Below are 19,367 nucleotides of genomic sequence, written 5' to 3'. Positions count from 1 at the left end.
CTCCCGATATGGTAGGATGAACACCATGGGCCAGGCACTCAAGATAGCCGAGCAGAATGGACCTCTCATCTTGTCCTACATGGACCGGAATGGGAAGATTGCGATTGGGCAGGTCGCGGACGGTTTTGGCATGTCCAAAGGCCAGTTGGCCCAGACTGCAGGTCTTGCACGCGAGACGCTTTATCGGTCAGAGCGTAGCGCCACGGTAAAGACCCAGGGGCGTCTGCGAGAAATGCTCGAGATCATCAGCCGAGTGACGGAATGGGCGGGTGGCAAGGAGCAGGCGATGGCCTGGTATCGGGCTCAGCCGCTTCCGGCATTTGGGGGACGCACCGCTGAGGCGCTGGTGAAGGACGGCAAGGCAGCAGCGGTCCGTGATTATCTCGATCACATGGCCGTTGGCGGGTTTGCGTGAGGTTCGTCGGAACCTGCTACCGCGCACATGATCCACGTTGGGCATTCAAGCCGACTTCCGGCGAAGGAGCGGCGATCCGAGGGGCTCGATTCAATCCCAAAGGCGTGCCGGCGCTCTATCTGGCGCTGACCATCATGACAGCGATCAAGGAAGCCAACCAGGGCTTCGCACAGCGGATCGATCCCTGCGTGCTTTGCTCCTATGAGATGGATTGTGACGACATCGCGGATCTGACAACGGAAGAGCGGAGAGGAGAGTTTTCTGTGACGCTCGAAGAGATGGCCTGTGCCTGGGCGACGGCTCTCAGCAACGGAGAACGTCCAGCGTCCTGGTCCATCTATGAGCGGTTGCAACCCCGAAATGTTGCCGGCATCGTGGTTCCGAGCTTCGCGCCGGGGGCCGAGATGGAGGATCGCAATCTGGTCCTTTGGAACTGGGGCCCCGATCTCCCGCACAAGGTGGCTGTATTCGACCCCAGTGGTCGGCTGCCGAGGGATCAGCTGTCTTGGCGATAGACCGATCCGCCAGGGGAGGGGGCCTACAGTCCACTGGCCCTGGTGAGATTGACGCGAAACCGGTCCCTGCGCCGCTGGTAGCGGCGGGTCATTTCGGCCGACGTATGGCCAAGCTGCTTTTGAACGTAACGCTCGTCGACCTCAGCCGATGAGGCAAGACCGGCGCGCAAGGAATGACCGGAAAATTTCTCTGCACGATCGCCTTCGGACAGGTCGCCACGAACCCCGGCTGCGAGGACGGTGCGTTTGACCAGCCGCGCCACTTCCTGGTCGTTGAGCCGCTCGGCTGCAACTGCTTTGCCGTTTCCGGTGACGCGTCGAAACAACGGCCCATGGCCGACCCTCGCCAGTTTCAGCCAGGTTTGCACCGCCACAACCGGGCATGTGGCATCGGACGAGCCACGGCCGATCTCGACCTCGCGCCAGCCGGTCTTTCCGCGCAATGCGACGAGAACGCCTTTGTCCAAAACCTCGATCCAGCCGCGGCCGTCCTGGGTTTGGTCCCTGGCAACGTCCAGGCCAACGATTTCAGAACGCCGCAGGCCGCCGGCGAAACCCAACAGGAGCATGGCGCGGTCGCGCAGGCCGCGCAACGTTCCACGGTCAAGGGTCTCGAGCATGGCAATCAGGTCTTCAGTCAGAATGGCTTCCTTTTGCCGGGGAGGGGAGGCGTGGGTGTTGCGAATGCCGGCCAGCACAGTGGCGATATGCCGGTCCTTCCTGTCCAATGGCTGGCCACGCTGAGAAAAATTCCAGGTCATCGAGGAGAGACGTCGCTCGATGGTCGAGACGGCGTTCGGCTTCTTGTCGCCCGTCACCTTACCGGACGCGCAGGCCGTGATGTAAAGGCCAACGACCTGCGGGTCGGGCGGCAACACATCGAGATGCTGGCGGCGCGCCCAGGCGCAAAAATGCTTCCAATCGGCGGCGTAGGCGCGCCGGGTGTTCGCCGAGCTTGCTGCCTCGACGTAATCGCGCGCGCGCTCGGCGAGCCCTTCCAGGTGCGCCGGCAGGGGAGGGGCGTTTTGCGGCTCGCAGGGTGCCTGCGCCATTTCCATGACGATATCGACAATATCAGGCAAGTCGTCGGCTGGAGGCGAGGGAGGGGAGGTGCTGGCGATCGCGGTCGTGCTGTGGGACGGCACTGAGCTGTCCTCAGGACGATTTTCGCGGCTCAGGTCGACGATAGGGGCTGTCACTCGACTTGGATGAGTGGACTGTATGTCTTTGTTTTGTAACATTCATCGCTCATCCTAATTCGGTGGATTCGTCCAGGTTAGGTGGATTCTTACCCTGATTTGGTGGACGAAGGCGAGGGCGACGGTGATGGGTCGTAACCCCGACAAGCTCGCGGCCGATGATGCCGACTGGCGCAGGGCGGTAGAGCGCGAGGCCGTCATTCGCCCTCTGGCGTCCAAGGATCGCTTGTCCCCCGCCGACATAGGCTTGGCCTGCCGCCAGCTCGGTATAAAGCGGGCACGTCTTTATGAACTTATCGGTCGATATCGGGCCTCTCCTGTTACGAGTTCCCTGCTTGGCCACAATCCAGGCCCGGCGAAAGGGCGGCGGCGCCTGTCGGAAGAGATGGAGACACTCATCGAGACCGCGATGCGCGACACCTACCGCCGACGGGAGAAGCCTTCGGTCACCGCCCTGCATGATCGCGTTCGAGAATTGTGCCGCAGTCGCGGAGCGGTGGCGCCCTCCTGGAAGGCGGTAAGAGCCCGTGTGAAGCTTGCCGATCCGCGGCTGCTGATGCGTGATCGGGAAGGGGCAAAGGCCGCGCGAGAACGGTTTGATCCCGTGGTGCAGGAATATCGCGCCGATCATGCTCTTCATATTGTCCAGATCGATCACACATTGGTCGATTTGTTTATCGTGGACGCGGTGCATCGCCGGCCCCTTCAGCGGCCCTGGCTTACGCTGGCCATCGATATTGCCAGCCGCATGGTGGCGGGGTTCTATCTCACGCTGGAAAATCCGTCGTCGACATCTGTAGCGCTTTGCGTCCAGCACATGGTGATGCCGAAGGAACCCTGGCTTGAGGCGAGGGATATCAAGGCGGCGTGGCCTGTTTTCGGGCTGCCTGACGTGATCCACGTCGACAACGGCAAGGAATTCCATGGGAGGGCGCTGGCCCGAGGGACGGCGGAGCACGGCATTGCCCTTGAGTACCGGCCCGTCTTGCGGCCACACTATGGCGGTCACATCGAGCGGCTGATCGGCACGATGATGGGTGCGGTCCACCTGCTTCCCGGCACGACGTCCAGCGACGTCGCCGCGCGCGGCTCCTACGATCCGCAAAAACACGCCGCCATGACGCTCGATGAACTGGAAGAGTGGCTCGCGCTTCAGATTGTCGGTCGCTACCATGCAGAGATTCACAGCAGCCTGCAGTTGCCGCCCGTCAGTGCGTGGGATGACGCCGTTGCGGCGCGTCGGCATCCCCTGCGACTACCCCATGATCGCGAGCGGTTTTTGCAAGATTTTCTGCCCTACGAGAAGCGGAGCATCCGGCGCGACGGCGTGCATCTGTTTGGACTTCGCTATTGGGACGACGTGTTGAGCCCATGGGCAGGCCGGGTCGATCGCCAGATGCGCGTCAGATACGACCCGCGCGACCTGTCATGCGTGTTTGTGGAAGGTGCCGATGGCACGAACTGGCCGGTCCGTTTTGCCGATCTCAGGCGCCCGCGCATTACGCTCGGGGAGCACCGCATAGTCCGTGCGGCATTGAAAGAACGCGGCGTCAAAGCCGTGGACGAGCAGCTGATTTTCGAGACGATCGAAACGCAGCGGCAGCTCGTCGACGCAGCTGGACAAAAGACCAGGAGCGCGCGCCGGCATGCCGAGCGCCGCGACCGATCCTTGATGGCGACCGACAACAGGCACTTTGACGCGCCGGAAATCACTCGCGACGAAGAACCGGATTCCGGTCTGCCGACGTTGGCCGTGGAAGAGTGGTCTTGAGCGACTATCAGCATCTGCTGCCCGCCTATCGCTCGCATGCCGCTCTTGGCGACGCCGAAAGGATCGCCTGGATCCGGGCCGACCGCTGGCTCGAAACCGCCCAGGCGCGCGCGGCGCTGGCGCGACTGGAGGACCTTCTGTCCTATCCTGCGCGCGACCGCATGCCCTGCCTGCTGCTTTATGGCGACACCGGCATGGGCAAGACCAAGATCATCCGCAAATTCCTGCGCGATCATCCGCCCTGTTTCGATCGCGGCACAGGCATCAGCAGCATGCCCGTCGTGGCCATGCAGATGCCGGCCGAACCGCTGGAGCGGGATGTCTATGGCGAACTTCTCAGCGCGCTCGGCGCGCCAGGGCCGATGACCGATTCTACCTACCGTCTGAAGGAGGTCTGCCGGAGCCTCTTGCGCAGCATGTCTGTGCGCATGCTGATCATCGACGAAATCCACGCCATGCTCGCCGGCAGTTTCCGCCAGCAGCGGATTTTTCTCAACGTCATCCGCTTTCTCGCCAATGACCTGAAGGTCCCGCTGATCTGCGCCGGGACCGATCTGGCCCGGCAGGCGCTGCTGACCGATCCGCAGCTCGCCGAGCGTTTCGAGGCCTTCCACCTTGATCGCTGGGCCGATAATTCCCAGCTCTCCCAGCTTCTGTCGAGCCTGGCAGGGATCCTGCCGCTGCGCCGTTCCTCGGAGCTTGGGACCGCCGCCGCCCGTCGACGGGTCCTCGATCTCACCCAGGGTGTCACCAACCGTGTCTTTCGCCTGATAGAGACGGTCGCAGTCGAGGCTATCTGCAATGGTAGCGAGTGCATCACGGCCGATAGTTTCGCCAACGATGAACTCGTGCTGCCGCTGGTCAGTATGACGCGCCACATGGAAAAGCGGCTGCAGCGCCGGGCGAGCCGGTGAGACCGGTCCGCGTCCTCCCCCTTGCGCCGCGTCCCTTCGAGGACGAGTTGCTTTCCTCCTGGCAGGAGCGGGTGGCCTGTCGCTACGGATGCACGCTGCGCGTGGTTGAAAGCTGGCTCGGCCCGGACGTCGATCCGGGGCGGCGAGGCGGGTTGATCGGGCGGGACTTCGATCCGGGCGATGCAATGATCACGTTTTGGGCTCGCGCTTGCCGCGTGGATGCGGGCCGGCTTGCCCGGATGGCGCTGCGCCGGCAGGCGCGCGCATCCAACTGGTACATCCAGGATCGCTGGCATCAGGGCGTCTGTCCCGCCTGCCTCGATGAAGATCACACTGCCGGCCGGGATCATTATCTTCGTAGCGTGTGGTCTCGGGTCGAGGCGATGATCTGTCCCCGGCATATGACCATGCTGCGGGACACGTGCGGCCTTTGCTTCGCCCGGACGGGATTTCGCTTCGATTGCCGAGAGGGGAGGGGGCGTCTGGTTTGTGGGAGCTGTTCGGCTCCCGTGTCTTTCGGCCGCGCGGATAGGGTCGTTTCGGCACGGCAAAACTTCCTCCTGGCGCTTGCCGGCACCGTCACATTGGCCATCGAGGAGGGGCCGGAGGGCGCGACGGCCAAGGACATCATGCGGGCGGCGCGGCTGCTGTGGTCGTCGTCGCAGACAAGCGGAAAGCCTTTCATCGCATGGCTGGGACAGTCGCGCCTGAGCGTCAACGACATGCCGGCCGCTCGCGACGAGCCGCTCGCCACCGCTTCATTGTCAGGCCGCATGCTGACCCTGTTCGGGATCGCACGGCTGCTGGACCTGGCCGATGCCAGAAGCCGCATCGGGCCGCCGCCTCTTTTCCTGGCGGAAGAATTCGCGGCGGGCGACCTGTCGCGGTCTGCAGCACGCCGGGCCGCGCGGCAGCCCCGGAATGTCGAGCGCCCTGCCACGACATACGCGCCCCGCCCGGACGCCGAATACCGTGCATTGGCCGAACAGATCCTCGCCAGTCCCCAATGGAGGGCCGTTCAGAGCGCCTCAAGGATCGAGCGAGAGCGGGCGCTGGCACGCCTCATGGACGAGGCCCTGGATCGGGCACCACGAGACCGAGCCGCCGGGCTCGATCCAGCAGCGCCTTGACCGACGACGGCTGCCATTGGCGGGCGCCGCGGGGCGTGCGTTCATGCATCCGTTCCAGCTGGGCGCCGATCTCGAGCAGGGTAAGATCCGGATCGGCGAGCGCAATGCCGGCGACCAGGGTCATCAGCCGGTCCTCCGGCGGCCGGCGAGGGGCGCGTTTGATCAGGGCCGGTTCGGCTATGCGTTCGCGCACCAGCCGATGCACCGCGCGCCGCAGCCGCTCGATCGTCCAGCTGTGTCCCTTTCGGTTCAGCACCCGCACCACGTCGTCCCAGCTGTGCTGCGGCCGCAGGCGACGCACGGTCGGCAGCCAGGTCTGCGCCGAGGTGATGAGATCGTCGAGATAGGCGCGCTCACGCGCTGCCGCGATCGCCCGGACAGCTTCGGGACGGCGTTCGCGAAGCCCCGGGTTGCCGGCCAGCCGGCCGCGCGCCTTGGCCGCCTTCATCCCCGCCTTGGTGCGCTCAGCGATCAGGGCACGCTCGAGCTGCGCCACGGCGCCGAGCACCTGCAGCGAGAACATGCCTTGCGGCGTCGACGTGTCGATCGGATCGCGGAGCGAGCGAAAGTGCGCGCCCCGCGCCTCGAGTTGCTCGATGACCTCGAGCAGATGGCTGACCGAGCGGGCGAGGCGGTCGAGCCGCACGACGACGAGAACGTCGCCGGCGGCGATCTCGCGCATCAGCTTCGCCAGAACTGGTCGGGAGCGCGAAGCGCCGGAGCCATGCTCCTGATGAACGATATGGCAGCCGGTGGCCTTGAGTTCGTCGACCTGGGCGTCGTTGAGTTGGTCTTCGGTGGAAACCCGAGCATAGCCGATGAGGCGGCGGGAGCGGGGAGGGGGTGTGGCTGGGGTGCGCGGTTTGGCCATTTTCGGGTGATTTTGGGCCGGTTTTTGCAATAATGCAATGTGTCAGGAAAGGTTCCTTTGCAGGCGTGTATTATTGACCGATTTGCAGGCCCGCAGAGCGCGATCGGGGCCTCCGGACGCGTCCAAGGACTCAGAAGGGGTCAAATCGCGCCCACGAGGCCGCTATGGCCGAAAGCGGGCAAAACTGGCCGTTTCGAGCCCAGGCACCCTGACGGACCGACACCGGTGCACAGGAAACGCCCGATTTGGTGCTGTTTCGCTCAGCTGCGGAGCGGATTTGATGAGACTACGTGATGCCGAGTCGGAAATAATGAGACTACGTGACAGCGTGCCCTTGCGCCTGGCGTCAGCTAGCGAAAATACGTAAATTCAGATGGTTAGAAGCCTGAAGGCGATCTGATCTGGCGCGCAGTCTCACGAAAACCCCTCCAAATCCGCCGATCCTGGCCGATCTGTCCGCTCAATTAGGGCGAGAATCCACCGAATAAAGGTGAGAATGACGCCTGAAACCGCGCTTTTCCGGGCTTTTCCAGCGAACCAGGCAGAGCGACAGGGGCCATTCTGCTAGCATGGCTTGTAACGAACGATAATGCAATATTATCATTCATTATATCTGCACGACAGGCTGTGCGTTTTTGCGCGAAAGCCATGGCCATAAGCGCACCGGCACTTTACCCTCCAAATCATGATTCGCCTTGATCCCGCGACCGCCAGCTCGGGTGCGCCGCCCTCCGTTCCGGCTTGGGCGATCACAAACGCCGGCGCGCCGAGCGACGGCGCCGCCGCCTTCCGGGCCGGCGCCGCCCTGGGTGTCCTCGACACGCTCGCCCGCGCACAGCCTGCCTGGGCCGGCGTTTGGCGGCAGCGGCTGGCGCTGAGCTGCGCCGCCGCCAGCATGCGGCTCGCCGGCCGCGCCGAGGACGCGGCCGCCTTGCGCGACGCCTGGTATCTGCGCCCAGCCGGGGCCGACCCCGGACCCGCGGGCACCATCTTTGGCGCCTGGCGGCAGTTGGCCGGACAGCCGCCCGTCGCTACCCCTGACCGGCTCGAAAAGATACTCGACCAGCTTGGCCTCCATTGGGATGTCGAGGCGATTTGTGAACACATCGACGACATGGCGCGCTCGGGGCGGCCGGCGCCGTTCGCGGCCGCAGCGATCGCCGCGCACGTCGTCGCCATCCGTCCCGATGCGGAGCTTTTGGCCTGGTGGCTCGCCGACCTGGTGCTGGCGCAAGGCCTGCGCTGGCCGCGACCGCTGCCGCTGCTGATGGCGCAAGCCTTTGGCCCGTCCTTCCGCGCCGAGGCCGGCGGCAGGCGCATCCGACCCGGGGACGAGAATTTTGATCGGGCGATTTGCCTGGCGCTGGTTGCGGCGGCGGCGGACGCCTGCCGGCTGGCCGCCGAGCTGTCGCGTCGGGCCGAAAAACTCCTGGCGGCGGTGCCAAAACTGCGCGCGAAAGGCGCCAGCGACGTGATTTTTTTGCTCCTGAATGAAGATGCCGTCCCTGGCACGCTGACGACGAAAAACCTGTCTCGCTTTGCATCGCGGCGGCTGTTCGAGCGGCTGCAACAATTGGATGCCGTGCGCGAGCTCTCCGGCCGTACCACCTTTCGGCTTTTTGGGTTGTAGGGATGACCGAAGCCTCTGCCCGCCGCAAGCCGACCGAACAGCCTGTGTTGCTCGACACGGAATTGGATCACTTGCCGCCAGAACTGCGCTGGCGCGAATGGATGGGCCGCGTCGAAGCGGTGATCTTTGCGGCCAGCGAACCGGTGACACGTAGTGTCCTCGCGCGGGTGGTGGGAAGGAATTGCAATATCGAGCTGGTCATCGACGACATCCGCGCCGAGCTCGCCGGCCGGCCCTATGAACTGGTCGCAGTCGCCGGCGGCTGGCAGCACCGGACCAAGAAAATTTTTGGCGACGCCATCCGCGCCGCCTTCGGCACGGCAGCGGGCGAGGGGGCAAAAGAACTGTCGCAGGCGGAGGCACTGGTTTTGATGTGCATTGCCTATTTCCAGCCGATCACGCGCGGCGAGCTGTCTTCCTTCTTTGGCAAGGATGTGTCGCGCGACCTGATCGGTGTGCTGCGGGGGCAGGACCTCATCGCCTCGGGGCCGCGCAGTCCGCAGCCGGGCGCGCCCTATACCTATGTGACGACCAAAAATTTTCTGTCGCAATTCGGGCTCGACACGCTGCGCCAGCTGCCGGATTTCGAGGCGCTCGAGGACGCAGGGCTGCTGTCGAAGGAAAAGCTGCTGGCCGGCGATATTCTGACTGGGCTGAAGGGAGACGGGGAAGATGCAAGTGTGGACAATGAAGGTGTTGAGTTCGGTATCTGAGAGAAGGTAGACGCGCGATCGCGCCATCGCCGGACACGCATTGACGCGACTGGTCCGAAGCCGTTCCCTCGGGCACAAGTGATAGCCCGCTTGGGCTGACCAACCGCCGGAAAATTGGCGTGTCGTTCGCGATCCGTCCAGGCCTAGCAGTCGGAATACGAAGAGCCCGGCATGACCGTGACCGCATGCCGGGCTCTTGGGAGCTGCATAGTATCCCTCAACGATCAACCTGAACCGGTCCGACGAGGTTGACGTTGGCTGATGCCCCAAGGCTCTCAGTCAGCCGGATGCGCACGCGAGTAAGCAGCCTACTGATTGTCTTGACGCTGGTATCGAGGAGTGAGGCGATGTCAGCCTGTCTGAGCCGCGTGCTCGACGGATCGATCTTCATGCGACGGGCGCGGGCCACTATGGCGTTCCCATCTTGATGACCAATCTTGGCAAGCGTGCACCGAGCGCGAATGCCATCGATGCCAAAGCCAAGCTCCGGATGGAGGCCGTACCCGATACAAGCGCCAACGGAGGCGCCATGAACAAATTAGTGTCGACGAGAAGGCCCATCGACGTTTCCCAGAACCGAGCACCTGGTTCAAACGTTGTCGAGCAAGCCATTGTCGATTGCGACGCGTGGTCAAACATGAGCGATAGCATGCCAACTTCGAACGGAAACGATCGCCCCGGCGCGGCGGCGGCATTTCCGTATGACCGCATGACGGTCGAGCGTTTTCGAAAGACATTTCCGCGCGCCCGTTGGAACGATGATCTGAAGGCGTGGTTCGTCCCGGGCAAAACCGCGGCGCGGCGTTTCGATCGATGGCTCGAACTGGAGCGTTCTCAGACGGAAACGCATGCCGACATCAAAGGCCGCGACGCCTTTGTCTTTGATCCCATTTCCTCGAAATATCTTCGGCGCCTTGATAGTCATTTGGAAGTGGTGACGCCCTATTCCCGCACTGTCGTTGATGAGATGCGGCAGGTGCCGTTTGCCTCCTGGGATGCCGATCGCCGTGTGTGGACGGTCCCCTACCGGTCATATGAGGCCCTGCGCCTGCACTGGAGTCGCATCGAGGAGGCTGCCAAGCGAAACGAGCCGGACGAGCGCAAAAGCGCCGAGAAGCCAATCGCTGGTCGGAAAAAGAACGGGCCGCACGTGCGCGCGCCACCGAACGCCGCCGCCGCCGCTATCCGCTCGATCCGGAGAATCTGCCGCCCCTTGGTCGGCCGGTGATGACGTCTACCTATGGGGTAGTCGTTTTCGTCGGTTGCGATGGCGAGCCGGTCGATCCAGAGGTCATTCGCACCTCCTACGCCGATATCCCAACCTCGGCCGACAGCGTTTGGGGGCAATGGCGCCCGGCTACGCTCGCCGAACTCGTGAAAACTTGGCCCTCGCGTCCCGGATCCAAGATTGATTACGGGATCTGGAGGCAGCCCACGATCGAGGAGTTGCGCGTGGCAAGAAAGACTGCCGCCAGCAGGGAGCGACAACGCTCTGGCACTGGCGACTAAGCGCGGCCGTTGGGTCTGCTTTGTCTGGCAAGGCCATGCCAGAGGGTCCTCGACGCTTAGCATCCGCCCGGGCCGCACACAATCGTGCCCCGTTGATATGGTGACGGAACCAAACGTGTTCCGAAAAATGCTACAGATTTCGGACATCGCGAACGGGACCCGCCGACGGGGTCGGAGTAACGTCCGAGTGAAGTGACCGCTCCGTGTCCCAACGGGCCCTTCAATGAACGTGGCCTAGCGCCTCGCCGTCTTCTCATGAGTGACTTTCACAGTCTTGCATGTCAGAAAAATATAGGCTATTTTCTGACATATGAAGACCGCTGTTTCATCTGTCCCATCTCGAATCGTAATGCGAGCCCGCAGCTCCGGGCGCGGTAGCGTTTTCACGCCTAACGATTTCCTTGACCTCGGGGGGAGGGACTCGATCGATCAGGCGCTCTCGCGCCTCGCCAAGGCCGGCAGGCTGCGACGCCTCGCACGCGGCCTCTACGATTTCCCTAAGGTGCATCCAAAGCTTGGCCCGCTTTCTCCGGCCCCCGATGACATTGCCCAGGCTCTGGCCAGAGAGACAGGCTCTCAGGTGCAGGTTGCGGGCTCGCGCGCGGCAAATGTCCTCGGTCTATCGACTCAGGTTCCGGCCCGCAGTTCATACCTGACTGATGGTCCATCCCGTCGGGTGGTGCTCGGAAAGCGCATCGTTGATCTCCGCCACGCTTCGCCCAAGCATCTCATCGCGCCGGGCAGTGCGGCGGGGACTGTTGTTCAGGCGCTGCGCCATCTGGGGCCGTCACGGGCGGCCGATATCGTTCATGTCGCGTCGCGCCAGCTGTCGCCGAGCGACAAGAAGAGGCTCGCCTCGACGGCCGTTCAGGCTCCGGCCTGGATGCGCTCGACGCTGCGCGCCATTGCGGACACCACATCGGACGCGGTCAATGGATAGCTTCGCTCGCCAGAACGCGTCCGAAAGGGCGGCTGTCTTCGGCGAGTCCGGCGCCTTGCGTGGCGTCGCCAGCATCATCATTGAGAAGGACTTCTGGGTTTGCTGGACCTTAAAGCGACTCTTTGAACTTCAGAAGGGCGATGCGCCCACTCTGGTATTCAAAGGCGGCACCTCTCTCTCCAAGGCCTATGGTGCAATTCGACGCTTTTCGGAAGACATTGACCTCTCCTTCGACCGCGCCGATCTGGGCTATGATGGCGATCGTAATCCAGAGCGGGAAGGGATCAGCAAGAAGCAGTCCGCCAAGCTCATCGACGCGCTCATGGCCGATGTCGAAAAGCACATCGCCAACAAGATGCTTCCTGCCCTTCGAGAGTCGATCGCCGTCCAACTTGTCGAGCCGGTCAAGGGCAACTGGTCGCTCGAGATCGACGCCAACGATCCCCAGACCCTGAACTTTCACTATCCGGCCGCCCTGACCGGTCAGGACTATCAAGGCGTCACCTACATCACCCCGCGCGTCAAACTAGAGTTCGGTGCGCGCGGCGATCCTTGGCCGACCGAGCAGAAGACCATCCGGCCCTATTCAGCTGACGATTTCCCCGCGTTCTTCGAGAATCCGGATTGCACCGTCACAGTGCTGGCGGCGCGCAGAACGTTCTGGGAGAAGGTCACTGCGCTTCACTCCGAAGCGCACCGTCCCGACGACTCTCCGACCACTCAGTATTTTTCACGCCATTACTATGATGTGGCGATGCTTCTCGACACGGCCGAGGGGCAGGAGGCGGCGGTTGACTTCGACATGCTGGCGCAGGTCGCCAGGCACAAGGCCGTGTACTTTCGATCGAGCTGGGCGAGCTACGATACCGCCCACCCCGGCACGTTGCGCCTCATGCCCGCCCAGCACCGCCTGAAAGATTTGCGCGCCGACTACTCGGCCATGCAGGCGATGATGTTCGACGAGACATCTTATTCGTTCGACGAGATCCTCGCGCGCATCGAAACGCTGCAAGCGACGCTCAACACAGATGTGCCGGCCGCTGACACGCCGAAATAGCGCCTGCTGTCGGAGCATGGCGTTCCACTTGGCGGTGTCGCTATCTAGCCGCGCGCGCCATGCTCTTCTACGGTCACTATCTATCCGCGCGTCGAAAGCCAAAGTATGTCAGCTGCGCCAAGCGCTTCAACGATTTCCGTTCGTCAAACCCTCGACATCCTCGATGGTCCCTTTCGCAGCGTCGCGACGGGCATCGCCGAGGACCAGTATGCCTTTTGGCTTGGTTCGGGCATCTCATTCGGACGGGTAGATGGCCTGAAGCACATCATCGTGCGTGTGATGGAGTTTCTGCGCCAGCAGAGCGATCCGGCCAACCCCAACTGCCCCTATAACATAGCCCTCAAGCGTGCCCTCGGCCTCGCCCCGCTGTCGGCCGACGAATGGGCAAGGGTCGATTTCACCCTTGGCTTCGCCGCTTGGCCGGACCAGGCCGCCATTGTCGCGCGGCTGACCAACAATTATGCTCGGCTGCTCGACGTCACCGTTGCCGGCAAGGCCGATGACTATTTGCTGTGGGACGGCGTGGGCGTCCCCGCCACCTTCGCGAACCCCGCCATCGAACCCGATGTCGAGCATCTATGTATGGGCATTCTAGTTCTCGAGGGCAGTGCGTCCAGCATCGCCACGGCGAACTGGGACGGACTGGTCGAGAAGGCTGTTGCCGAACTGACGGGAGGCGTTCCCAAGCTCGTGGTCTGCGTTCGCGCCGAGGATCTTCGTCAGCCGGAGCTTACCGGTCAAATCATCAAATTTCATGGCTGCGCGGTGTTGGCCGTCGCCGACGAGGAAACCTACAGGCCGTTTCTTGTCGGTCGCTACTCGCAGGGCCGCCGCACCCGAAAATCAAGCCGTGATCAACCGTCTGCTCGATATTGCCGTTTCGAAGCCGACCATCATGATGGGCCTGTCGGCCCAGGACTCCAATATCCAGGCCTTCTTCGCCAAGGCGGAATCGGTGATGCGCTGGCCCTGGCCCGGAAACAAGCCCAGCTTCGTCTTCTCGGGAGAACAGGTCGGCGCCGACCAGGAGGGGCTACTCAAGAACGTCTATCCGGAGACCTATACGGCGGCGACCCGCGACCAGATCAACGAGCAGTCGCTCGTCAGAGCATACGCCAACCCGCTTTTGCTCGCGCTCGTCCTCTCGGTCATCGCCGACAAGATGCAGGTCATGGTCGACACGGTCCAGGGTAACCTCGACCCCGCCGCGCGCGCGGCTCTGCAACAGGGAGTGGTGGCACTGCGGGACCATCTGGCGACCCTCGACAATGGCGATCGGCTGCAGTTCGTCCGCAAATTCGTCGACCACGCCTCGCGCACGATGACGATGTTCCGGGACGGGGCCGCAGGGGTTACCGCCCTCTGTCAGTCCCGCTGTCGATCGCCGGCCTTTCGTTCGACCTTCCAGCCGCCCTCGTCGGCGAAAGCCCGTCGCCCGATCTCATCCTTGTCGCTGACACGGCGTTCGACACCGAACAGAAGATCCTCCGCAAGGTGGAAGGGGTGGCGCGCGCGCTCGACGTCACCCGCTCCAAACGTCCCCTGACCACGATCCTTGTCGGGCCCAAACCCTCCGCCGCCACGCTTGATGCGATGACCAAGGTTTGCCGTGTGCTTCCCGTCGGTGTGACCGAACAGGGAGCGACAACTGCTCTGCTGGAGAACTGGCTGGCTGTCCTGCTGCCGCTCAAGCTGCCCGAACCGACCAGCGACACGGCGGAGTCGCTAGACTCGATCGTCAGCAGATCCGCCGATCTCGACCAAAATATCGTCGGCCTGATCGGGTTCCTCGACTGGGCGACTGGCCGCGTTTGGTGTGATTTGATCGCATTCGACACGCGCGGCGGCGTCAACAACCGTGATGTGATCGAAGTATTTGCGGCCATGGTGGATCATCCAGCCTTCGGCCTGCCTGAAGCTCTCTATATCGACAACGGCAATGAATACGGGTTCGCGACGTACCTCGACGACGCCATGACACTGATGGTGCCCGGGTTCCATGGGCCGGGTCGCTCGATGCGAGTTGTCAATGCCTTGCCCTACAACGCCTCGGCAAAGCCCATTGAACGCTGGTTCGGCGACTTCGAGCCACGCTATCTGAGCACGCTACCGGGCTGGATTTCCGGCAACCGTATGAACAAGCGCCAGGAGGCGATCGGCCGGACGGTTGCGCCCTATGGCACCTTCGAAGATTTCGTTCCGGCGTTCTTCGGTCTCCTGAAGGCCTATCACAGCATGCCTACGGGAAAGCAGAGCGGCCTCAAGGGGCATTCGCCCAACACCACTTTTCAACAGCACGTGGTTGCGGGCTGGTCAGCAATCACCATGAGCCAGGACGAGGTCCGCGCTGCAGTCGCGCGCCGGGTCGAGCGCACCGTCATTCAAGGCGCGATCCAACTCCGTGGGCGTCGGTTGTCCTGCGAAGAGTTGTGGCAGTACACGCACGACAAGGTGCTGGTCTGCGACCCGGTCTATCATGCGCCGGCAGAGCTGCTTGTGCTGGACATGAAGGGTAAAAGGCTCGGGATCGCAACCCCCGATGTCCCACTTCATCCACTTGATCATCGTGGCGCCCAAAGCACGGCAGCACGAGCAAAGGCGCACCGCGATGCGATTGTGCAGATGGGCAGCTCGGTCCCGAAAATCGACGTTGCAGCTCGGCTGATGGCGCTTGGTCAGGATCAATCTGAAGTCATCCCCAACGAGCCGGCGGGCAAAGTATCATTCGACCCGTCTCAGCGGCCGGCGCGGATTCTGATGCCGAAGAAGCCGTTGATCCCTGAAGAGCGCCGACGCGAACAGGACGAGCGCATGGCCGCTCAGATGGACTTGGTGAAGAGGATCGTCGGATGACGATATTCGTTGAAACCCGGGCTGCGCTCACCGTGCGGGCTGCCTTCGATACGGCGGTCAAGATGCGATATCCGGTGCTTGCGGTCGGCAAAGCCGGACTCGGAAAGACCGTAGCGCTCAACTGGATAGCCGCCCAAAGCGGAGCTGCCTATTGTGAGGTTGCGCAGCATACCAAGGCTATTAGGCCGATGTTCCTGATGCTGCATGACGCGTACGGCGTCCAAAGGGACAGCAAGCACACATATGATCTTGCCAAGGATTGCATGAACTTTTTGGGCGCCCGATGCGGCCCGACGCGTCCGTTGCTCGTGGACGAATATCAGAACTTCACGCCCCCTGTTTTGCGGGAGCTGCTGCATCTTCAGGAGCGCTGCGGCTTCGCTTTACTGCTCGCCGGCAACACCCATCGGTTGGCGGGCACGAGGCGTGATATCCACGCTATGGATCAGATCGAAAGCCGCATCGGCATGCGTTTCGAGATCGGGCAGCCGACGCGGGAGGACTGCATAAGGATCGGCGCCGAAAACAACGTTGAGGGAGCCGACGCCTACGAAGCGATTGTTATCTACGGTGAGAACACCTCGCTTCGCGCGCTTTGCCACCTCCTTCAGAACTGCGCTGCCGTTACCAATGGCGTTGGCAGCATTCGTCTTTCTCGGATCGAGACCACGCTTCGTGTCGTGTCGTGCGGCAGCCATGCGCTCAAGCTTTTGCACGAGCGCGGCGACGACCTCCGAAGATCGGCTTAATTCCGGACAGCGACAGATAATTCCGGACTGCACACCGGTGTGATGTCCGGAATTATTTGTCGTCGTGAGGGGCAAGAGTCCAGAATTATCTGTCGTCGGCCGGACTTCTAAGTGGATGATATCCCGCCGCTTTCGCCCAAAGAGGTTACCAATGCCCTTTGGACAACAGGTTACCAATGTGCCCCAACGACATCAATTCCCGACTGACCTTAAGCGGATGTTTTGATTGAGCTATTGCAGCCACGATTGGGAACCTAAGGCCAACCAACACGCGCATTGGTAACCTCCAGCGACAGGTTTGGTAACCCTCATTGAGCGAGTGGCGCCCGCACTCGCCGGGGGTGACATTGATATTGTCTCCGCGAGGTGGTCTGGGACGATCGTCAAATAGCCTACACGTTCGCGATGTAGCATTTGCCCACAAGATTCTCAGGAATTGCCCCGCGTCGACGCCAGGTTGCTAGCTATGAGTGAGTGGCTGACCACAGTTGAGTTTTCTGCGCTGGTCGGCATTGGGCGGCAAGTCGCTCACCGCGCTCTTCGTCGGCGTCGCTGGCGAAAAAATTCGCTCGAAGTGCGGAAGGTCAATGGTCGGCGCGGCGGGAATGGCTATACGCCCGAATTTGCCGCCACCACCTTCAAGCAGCCCGAGGGCTTTGGCAGCTATGGTTTCCCCGAGAGCCATGCCGCCAGCTTCGCGCTCATCGCCTATGCCTCGAGTTGGATGAAATGCCACCACCCCGACGTCTTCTGCGCCGCGCTGCTCAATTCGCAACCGATGGGCTTTTACCTTCCCGCCCAGATCGTGCGCGATGCGCAGGCGCATGGGGTCGACGTCCGCCCTGTCTGCGTCAATGCGAGCCGCTGGGACTGCACGCTGGAGGCGATCGACGAGGAGGGACGCTTCGCCGTTCGCCTTGGTCTGCGGCTGGTCAAGGGACTGGCCAATGCCGACGCGGCCGCGATCATAACGGCCAGGACCGACGATCCCTTCGCCTCGATCGACGATCTTTGGCAGCGCGCCGGCGTGCCGGCGGCCTCACTCGTGCAACTGGCCGAGGCCGATGCGTTCCGGCCAGACCTAGGCTTGGCGCGGCGCGAAGCCTTGTGGGCGCTTAAGGGAGTACGTAAGCGCCGTGAAAAGACGGCTCAGCTGGAGCGCGACGAAGGGCGGCAACGGCGCTATTTCGACAGCCAACCCCCATTTTCCCGTACACGTCATGTGACCTCGATCGCTTCTTGCGGAAGGAGAGAATCTAGCGTTCTGGCTGACCCCGTTTATGAGAAACCAGAGCCATAAGCCGACGGTTGCGCCATGCCGAACGGGCCTCGAGCTCTGGCTTTGCCAGTATTTCCCGGCGCTCGGCCGTGGCGAGTTTAATCAGATCAGGGGACCAGGGTTTCGGATCGCGGCGATCCTGTGCGATCGAGTGGTACAGCGTTCCCAAACGTTGTGCGTAATCGTCTATGCCACCGGGTGCATTCAGATCGATCGTCTCGAACGGTCCCATGAACGACCAGCGCAGGCCGAGACCATGAGCAACTGTTCGATCAATGTCGGCCACACTTGCCAAGCCCGCATCCAACAGCGCCCAGGCTTCGTTCAGCAGCGCACCTTGGAGGCGGTTGAGAATAAAGCCTTCGATCTCACGGTTGACGACGATCGGCACCTGTCCGACTTGCTCCATCGTCTCGCGCAGCCATGGAACGATTTCCGGATCCGTCCATGGGGCAGCTACCAGTTCGACAAGCGGCACCAGATGCGGTGGATTGACCGGGTGGGCGATTAGAAAGCGCGATCGCCTTGGGGCCTGTTCAGTGAACATCGAAGCCGGTATGCCGGAACTCGAACTGCCTACCACCGCATCGTCACGTATGGCAGCGCCGATCTCGGCGGACACTGCCTTTTTTACGTCGACGCGTTCGAAGACGGATTCCTGCACGTAATCGGCCCCCGACACTGCATCGACCAAGCTGTCGACCACTTCGATGCGTTGCGCGATTGCATCGACATCGCTGACCAGGCCGAACTCTTGCATGTCCGAAAGACTGCCACGGATACGAGAGGACGCGCCTTGCCGGATGTCTTCACTTGCGTCGAATAGCCGAACCGGGATGCCAGCACGCGCAAAGACGACCGCCCAGCCGCTTCCGACCAGTCCGCCGCCGATAACTGCGACTTGCTTCAAGTTTGTTGACATCATCGTACCTTGGATGTCTCGCCGTCAGCCAGGCAGATCTCCGAAATGCGCAGTCCGTCCTTGGTGATCCGCGACGGAAAGCGGTCCTTGAGCCTTTCCTCATGTACTGGAATGACACGTTGCGCTTCATAGCCGACCTGTTTCATCATCGCTTCGGTGGCCATCAACAGGTTCTGTTGGCTGCCAAGAGCAAGACCGACCGGCACATACATCGGCGTATCGACATCGACGACGGCCCCTGGGCCTTCGACATTCTCGAAGACATAGACCAGGTCGCCGGCGAGCACCCAGGCATCGGAAGACCGCGCCTTGCCGTCGTTGCGGACATTGACCCACATGGACGCAAAGGTGTGGCTGTCGTAGGCGACATGAAGGTCGATCCCCGGAAGAGCGTTCTCTACGATGCCATCGACGCAAATGAGCCGTTTCTGGCGCGCAAGATCGACGCCACGGATGATGTCACCGGGATCGACAGCCACCATCATCCAGCGGAGCCTGTCAGGCAGCGACATCGCCCAGGTCCACTTCGCGATCTCGCGTTCCTGAATGTAGAATTTCGCCTTCGGAAAATCCTCGACATTGCCGAAATGGTCGAAATGGGCGTGGGTGATGAAGACCGTATCGACCTCCTCGGGTGTCAGGCCGACCCCGGCGAGAACCTCCTTTGGGGAGCGCCAGTTCTCGACACCGAACTTGTCTCCAAGGTGCTTTCCATAGTCTTTGTCGTTGTAACCGACATCCACCATGGCAACGTGTCCGTTGCCTTTGATCAGGGCGTAGCAGTACGGAAGTTTGACGTAGCCCTGGTTGTGCGCACCATAAAGAACACCACTTTTGTGGTATTTGGTGACGTAGGAATATTCGAGAATCCAGATCGAATACTGTGACATTATTTCCTCC

At 62.2% G+C, this 19,367-nt stretch carries 17 protein-coding genes and 2 pseudogenes; 14 read left to right on the top strand and 5 right to left on the bottom strand.

Features of this window, described 5'->3' with window-relative positions; all coding sequences use genetic code 11:
- Window positions 1-25: 25 nt before the first annotated feature.
- Both A4R29_RS30620 and A4R29_RS30615 read left to right on the top strand, forming a co-directional pair.
- Window positions 26-415 carry an MbcA/ParS/Xre antitoxin family protein gene (locus A4R29_RS30620; protein ID WP_013525331.1) on the top strand — a complete coding sequence of 130 codons (390 nt, stop codon included), beginning with the start codon at window positions 26-28 and terminating at the stop codon, window positions 413-415.
- Entirely contained in the window at window positions 412-930 is a 519-nt protein-coding gene (locus A4R29_RS30615) for an RES family NAD+ phosphorylase (RefSeq protein ID WP_063173898.1), read from the top strand. The genes A4R29_RS30620 and A4R29_RS30615 overlap by 4 nt, the downstream gene beginning before the upstream one ends.
- A gap of 23 nt (window positions 931-953) precedes the next feature.
- Here A4R29_RS30615 and A4R29_RS30610 read toward each other — a convergent pair whose 3' ends face one another.
- Entirely contained in the window at window positions 954-1,988 is a 1,035-nt protein-coding gene (locus tag A4R29_RS30610) for a site-specific integrase (RefSeq protein WP_244507024.1), read from the bottom strand.
- Between the two features lie 268 nt (window positions 1,989-2,256).
- Between A4R29_RS30610 and A4R29_RS30605 the strand changes: the two genes are divergently transcribed.
- The 3 genes from A4R29_RS30605 to A4R29_RS30595 are packed head-to-tail and all read left to right on the top strand — an operon-like array spanning window position 2,257 to window position 5,944.
- A complete protein-coding gene (locus A4R29_RS30605) occupies window positions 2,257-3,900 on the top strand; it encodes a Mu transposase C-terminal domain-containing protein (RefSeq protein WP_063173896.1) in 1,644 nt (547 codons plus the stop codon).
- On the top strand, window positions 3,897-4,814 hold the full coding sequence (locus tag A4R29_RS30600) for a TniB family NTP-binding protein (RefSeq protein WP_366214770.1): 918 nt from the start codon (window positions 3,897-3,899) through the stop codon (window positions 4,812-4,814). Before A4R29_RS30605 ends, A4R29_RS30600 begins: the two co-directional genes overlap by 4 nt.
- A 47-nt stretch (window positions 4,815-4,861) precedes the next feature.
- Complete coding sequence (locus tag A4R29_RS30595) at window positions 4,862-5,944, top strand: TniQ family protein (protein ID WP_161491090.1); 1,083 nt, start codon at window positions 4,862-4,864, stop codon at window positions 5,942-5,944.
- Here the strand turns inward: A4R29_RS30595 and A4R29_RS30590 are convergent.
- The gene (locus A4R29_RS30590) at window positions 5,877-6,815 is read right to left on the bottom strand and encodes a recombinase family protein (RefSeq protein ID WP_063173893.1); all 939 of its coding nucleotides are present in this window, start codon (window positions 6,813-6,815) and stop codon (window positions 5,877-5,879) included. The genes A4R29_RS30595 and A4R29_RS30590 overlap by 68 nt on opposite strands.
- A gap of 685 nt (window positions 6,816-7,500) precedes the next feature.
- On the opposite strand from A4R29_RS30590, the gene A4R29_RS30585 reads away from it, so the two are divergent.
- The 5 genes and pseudogenes from A4R29_RS30585 (at window position 7,501) to A4R29_RS30565 (ending at window position 12,664) form a co-directional block, all read left to right on the top strand.
- Window positions 7,501-8,445, top strand: coding sequence for a DUF1403 family protein (locus A4R29_RS30585; protein WP_063173892.1), 945 nt, complete (start codon window positions 7,501-7,503; stop codon window positions 8,443-8,445).
- Between the two features lie 2 nt (window positions 8,446-8,447).
- The gene (scpB, locus tag A4R29_RS30580) at window positions 8,448-9,158 is read left to right on the top strand and encodes an SMC-Scp complex subunit ScpB (RefSeq protein WP_063173891.1); all 711 of its coding nucleotides are present in this window, start codon (window positions 8,448-8,450) and stop codon (window positions 9,156-9,158) included.
- A 637-nt stretch (window positions 9,159-9,795) separates the two neighbouring features.
- Window positions 9,796-10,667 (top strand): annotated as a pseudogene (locus tag A4R29_RS30575) (hypothetical protein).
- Window positions 10,668-10,977: 310 nt separating this feature from the next.
- Complete coding sequence (locus A4R29_RS30570; RefSeq protein WP_063170578.1) at window positions 10,978-11,607, top strand: DUF6088 family protein; 630 nt, start codon at window positions 10,978-10,980, stop codon at window positions 11,605-11,607.
- Window positions 11,600-12,664 (top strand): nucleotidyl transferase AbiEii/AbiGii toxin family protein, encoded by a 1,065-nt coding sequence (locus A4R29_RS30565; protein ID WP_063173890.1) that lies wholly within the window; start codon window positions 11,600-11,602, stop codon window positions 12,662-12,664. Before A4R29_RS30570 ends, A4R29_RS30565 begins: the two co-directional genes overlap by 8 nt.
- 234 nt (window positions 12,665-12,898) lie before the next feature.
- On the opposite strand, the gene A4R29_RS30560 is transcribed toward A4R29_RS30565, so the two are convergent.
- On the bottom strand, window positions 12,899-13,240 hold the full coding sequence (locus A4R29_RS30560) for a hypothetical protein (RefSeq protein ID WP_063173889.1): 342 nt from the start codon (window positions 13,238-13,240) through the stop codon (window positions 12,899-12,901).
- A 274-nt stretch (window positions 13,241-13,514) separates the two neighbouring features.
- On the opposite strand from A4R29_RS30560, the gene A4R29_RS30555 reads away from it, so the two are divergent.
- The 4 genes and pseudogenes from A4R29_RS30555 to A4R29_RS30540 all read left to right on the top strand — a co-directional run.
- A complete protein-coding gene (locus A4R29_RS30555) occupies window positions 13,515-14,210 on the top strand; it encodes a hypothetical protein (RefSeq protein WP_063173888.1) in 696 nt (231 codons plus the stop codon).
- Window positions 14,168-15,517 (top strand): hypothetical protein, encoded by a 1,350-nt coding sequence (locus A4R29_RS30550; RefSeq protein WP_063173887.1) that lies wholly within the window; start codon window positions 14,168-14,170, stop codon window positions 15,515-15,517. The genes A4R29_RS30555 and A4R29_RS30550 overlap by 43 nt, the downstream gene beginning before the upstream one ends.
- Window positions 15,514-16,266, top strand: coding sequence for an AAA family ATPase (locus tag A4R29_RS30545; protein ID WP_127224613.1), 753 nt, complete (start codon window positions 15,514-15,516; stop codon window positions 16,264-16,266). Before A4R29_RS30550 ends, A4R29_RS30545 begins: the two co-directional genes overlap by 4 nt.
- A 604-nt stretch (window positions 16,267-16,870) precedes the next feature.
- Window positions 16,871-17,395: pseudogene (locus tag A4R29_RS30540) on the top strand (helix-hairpin-helix domain-containing protein); the annotation flags it as partial.
- 127 nt (window positions 17,396-17,522) lie between these two features.
- Here A4R29_RS30540 and A4R29_RS30535 read toward each other — a convergent pair.
- Window positions 17,523-18,455: a 3-hydroxyacyl-CoA dehydrogenase gene (locus A4R29_RS30535; RefSeq protein ID WP_206516562.1), complete on the bottom strand. Its 933-nt coding sequence runs from the start codon at window positions 18,453-18,455 to the stop codon at window positions 17,523-17,525.
- 11 nt (window positions 18,456-18,466) lie between these two features.
- A complete protein-coding gene (locus A4R29_RS30530; protein ID WP_063170573.1) occupies window positions 18,467-19,357 on the bottom strand; it encodes an N-acyl homoserine lactonase family protein in 891 nt (296 codons plus the stop codon).
- Window positions 19,358-19,367: the final 10 nt, after the last annotated feature.

It is taken from the genome of Mesorhizobium ciceri biovar biserrulae (genome assembly GCF_001618845.1).
Classification (GTDB): Bacteria; Pseudomonadota; Alphaproteobacteria; order Rhizobiales; family Rhizobiaceae; genus Mesorhizobium; species Mesorhizobium ciceri.
The sequence above is the reverse complement of the archived record's forward strand: the minus strand, read 5'-3'. Positions and strand labels throughout refer to the sequence as shown.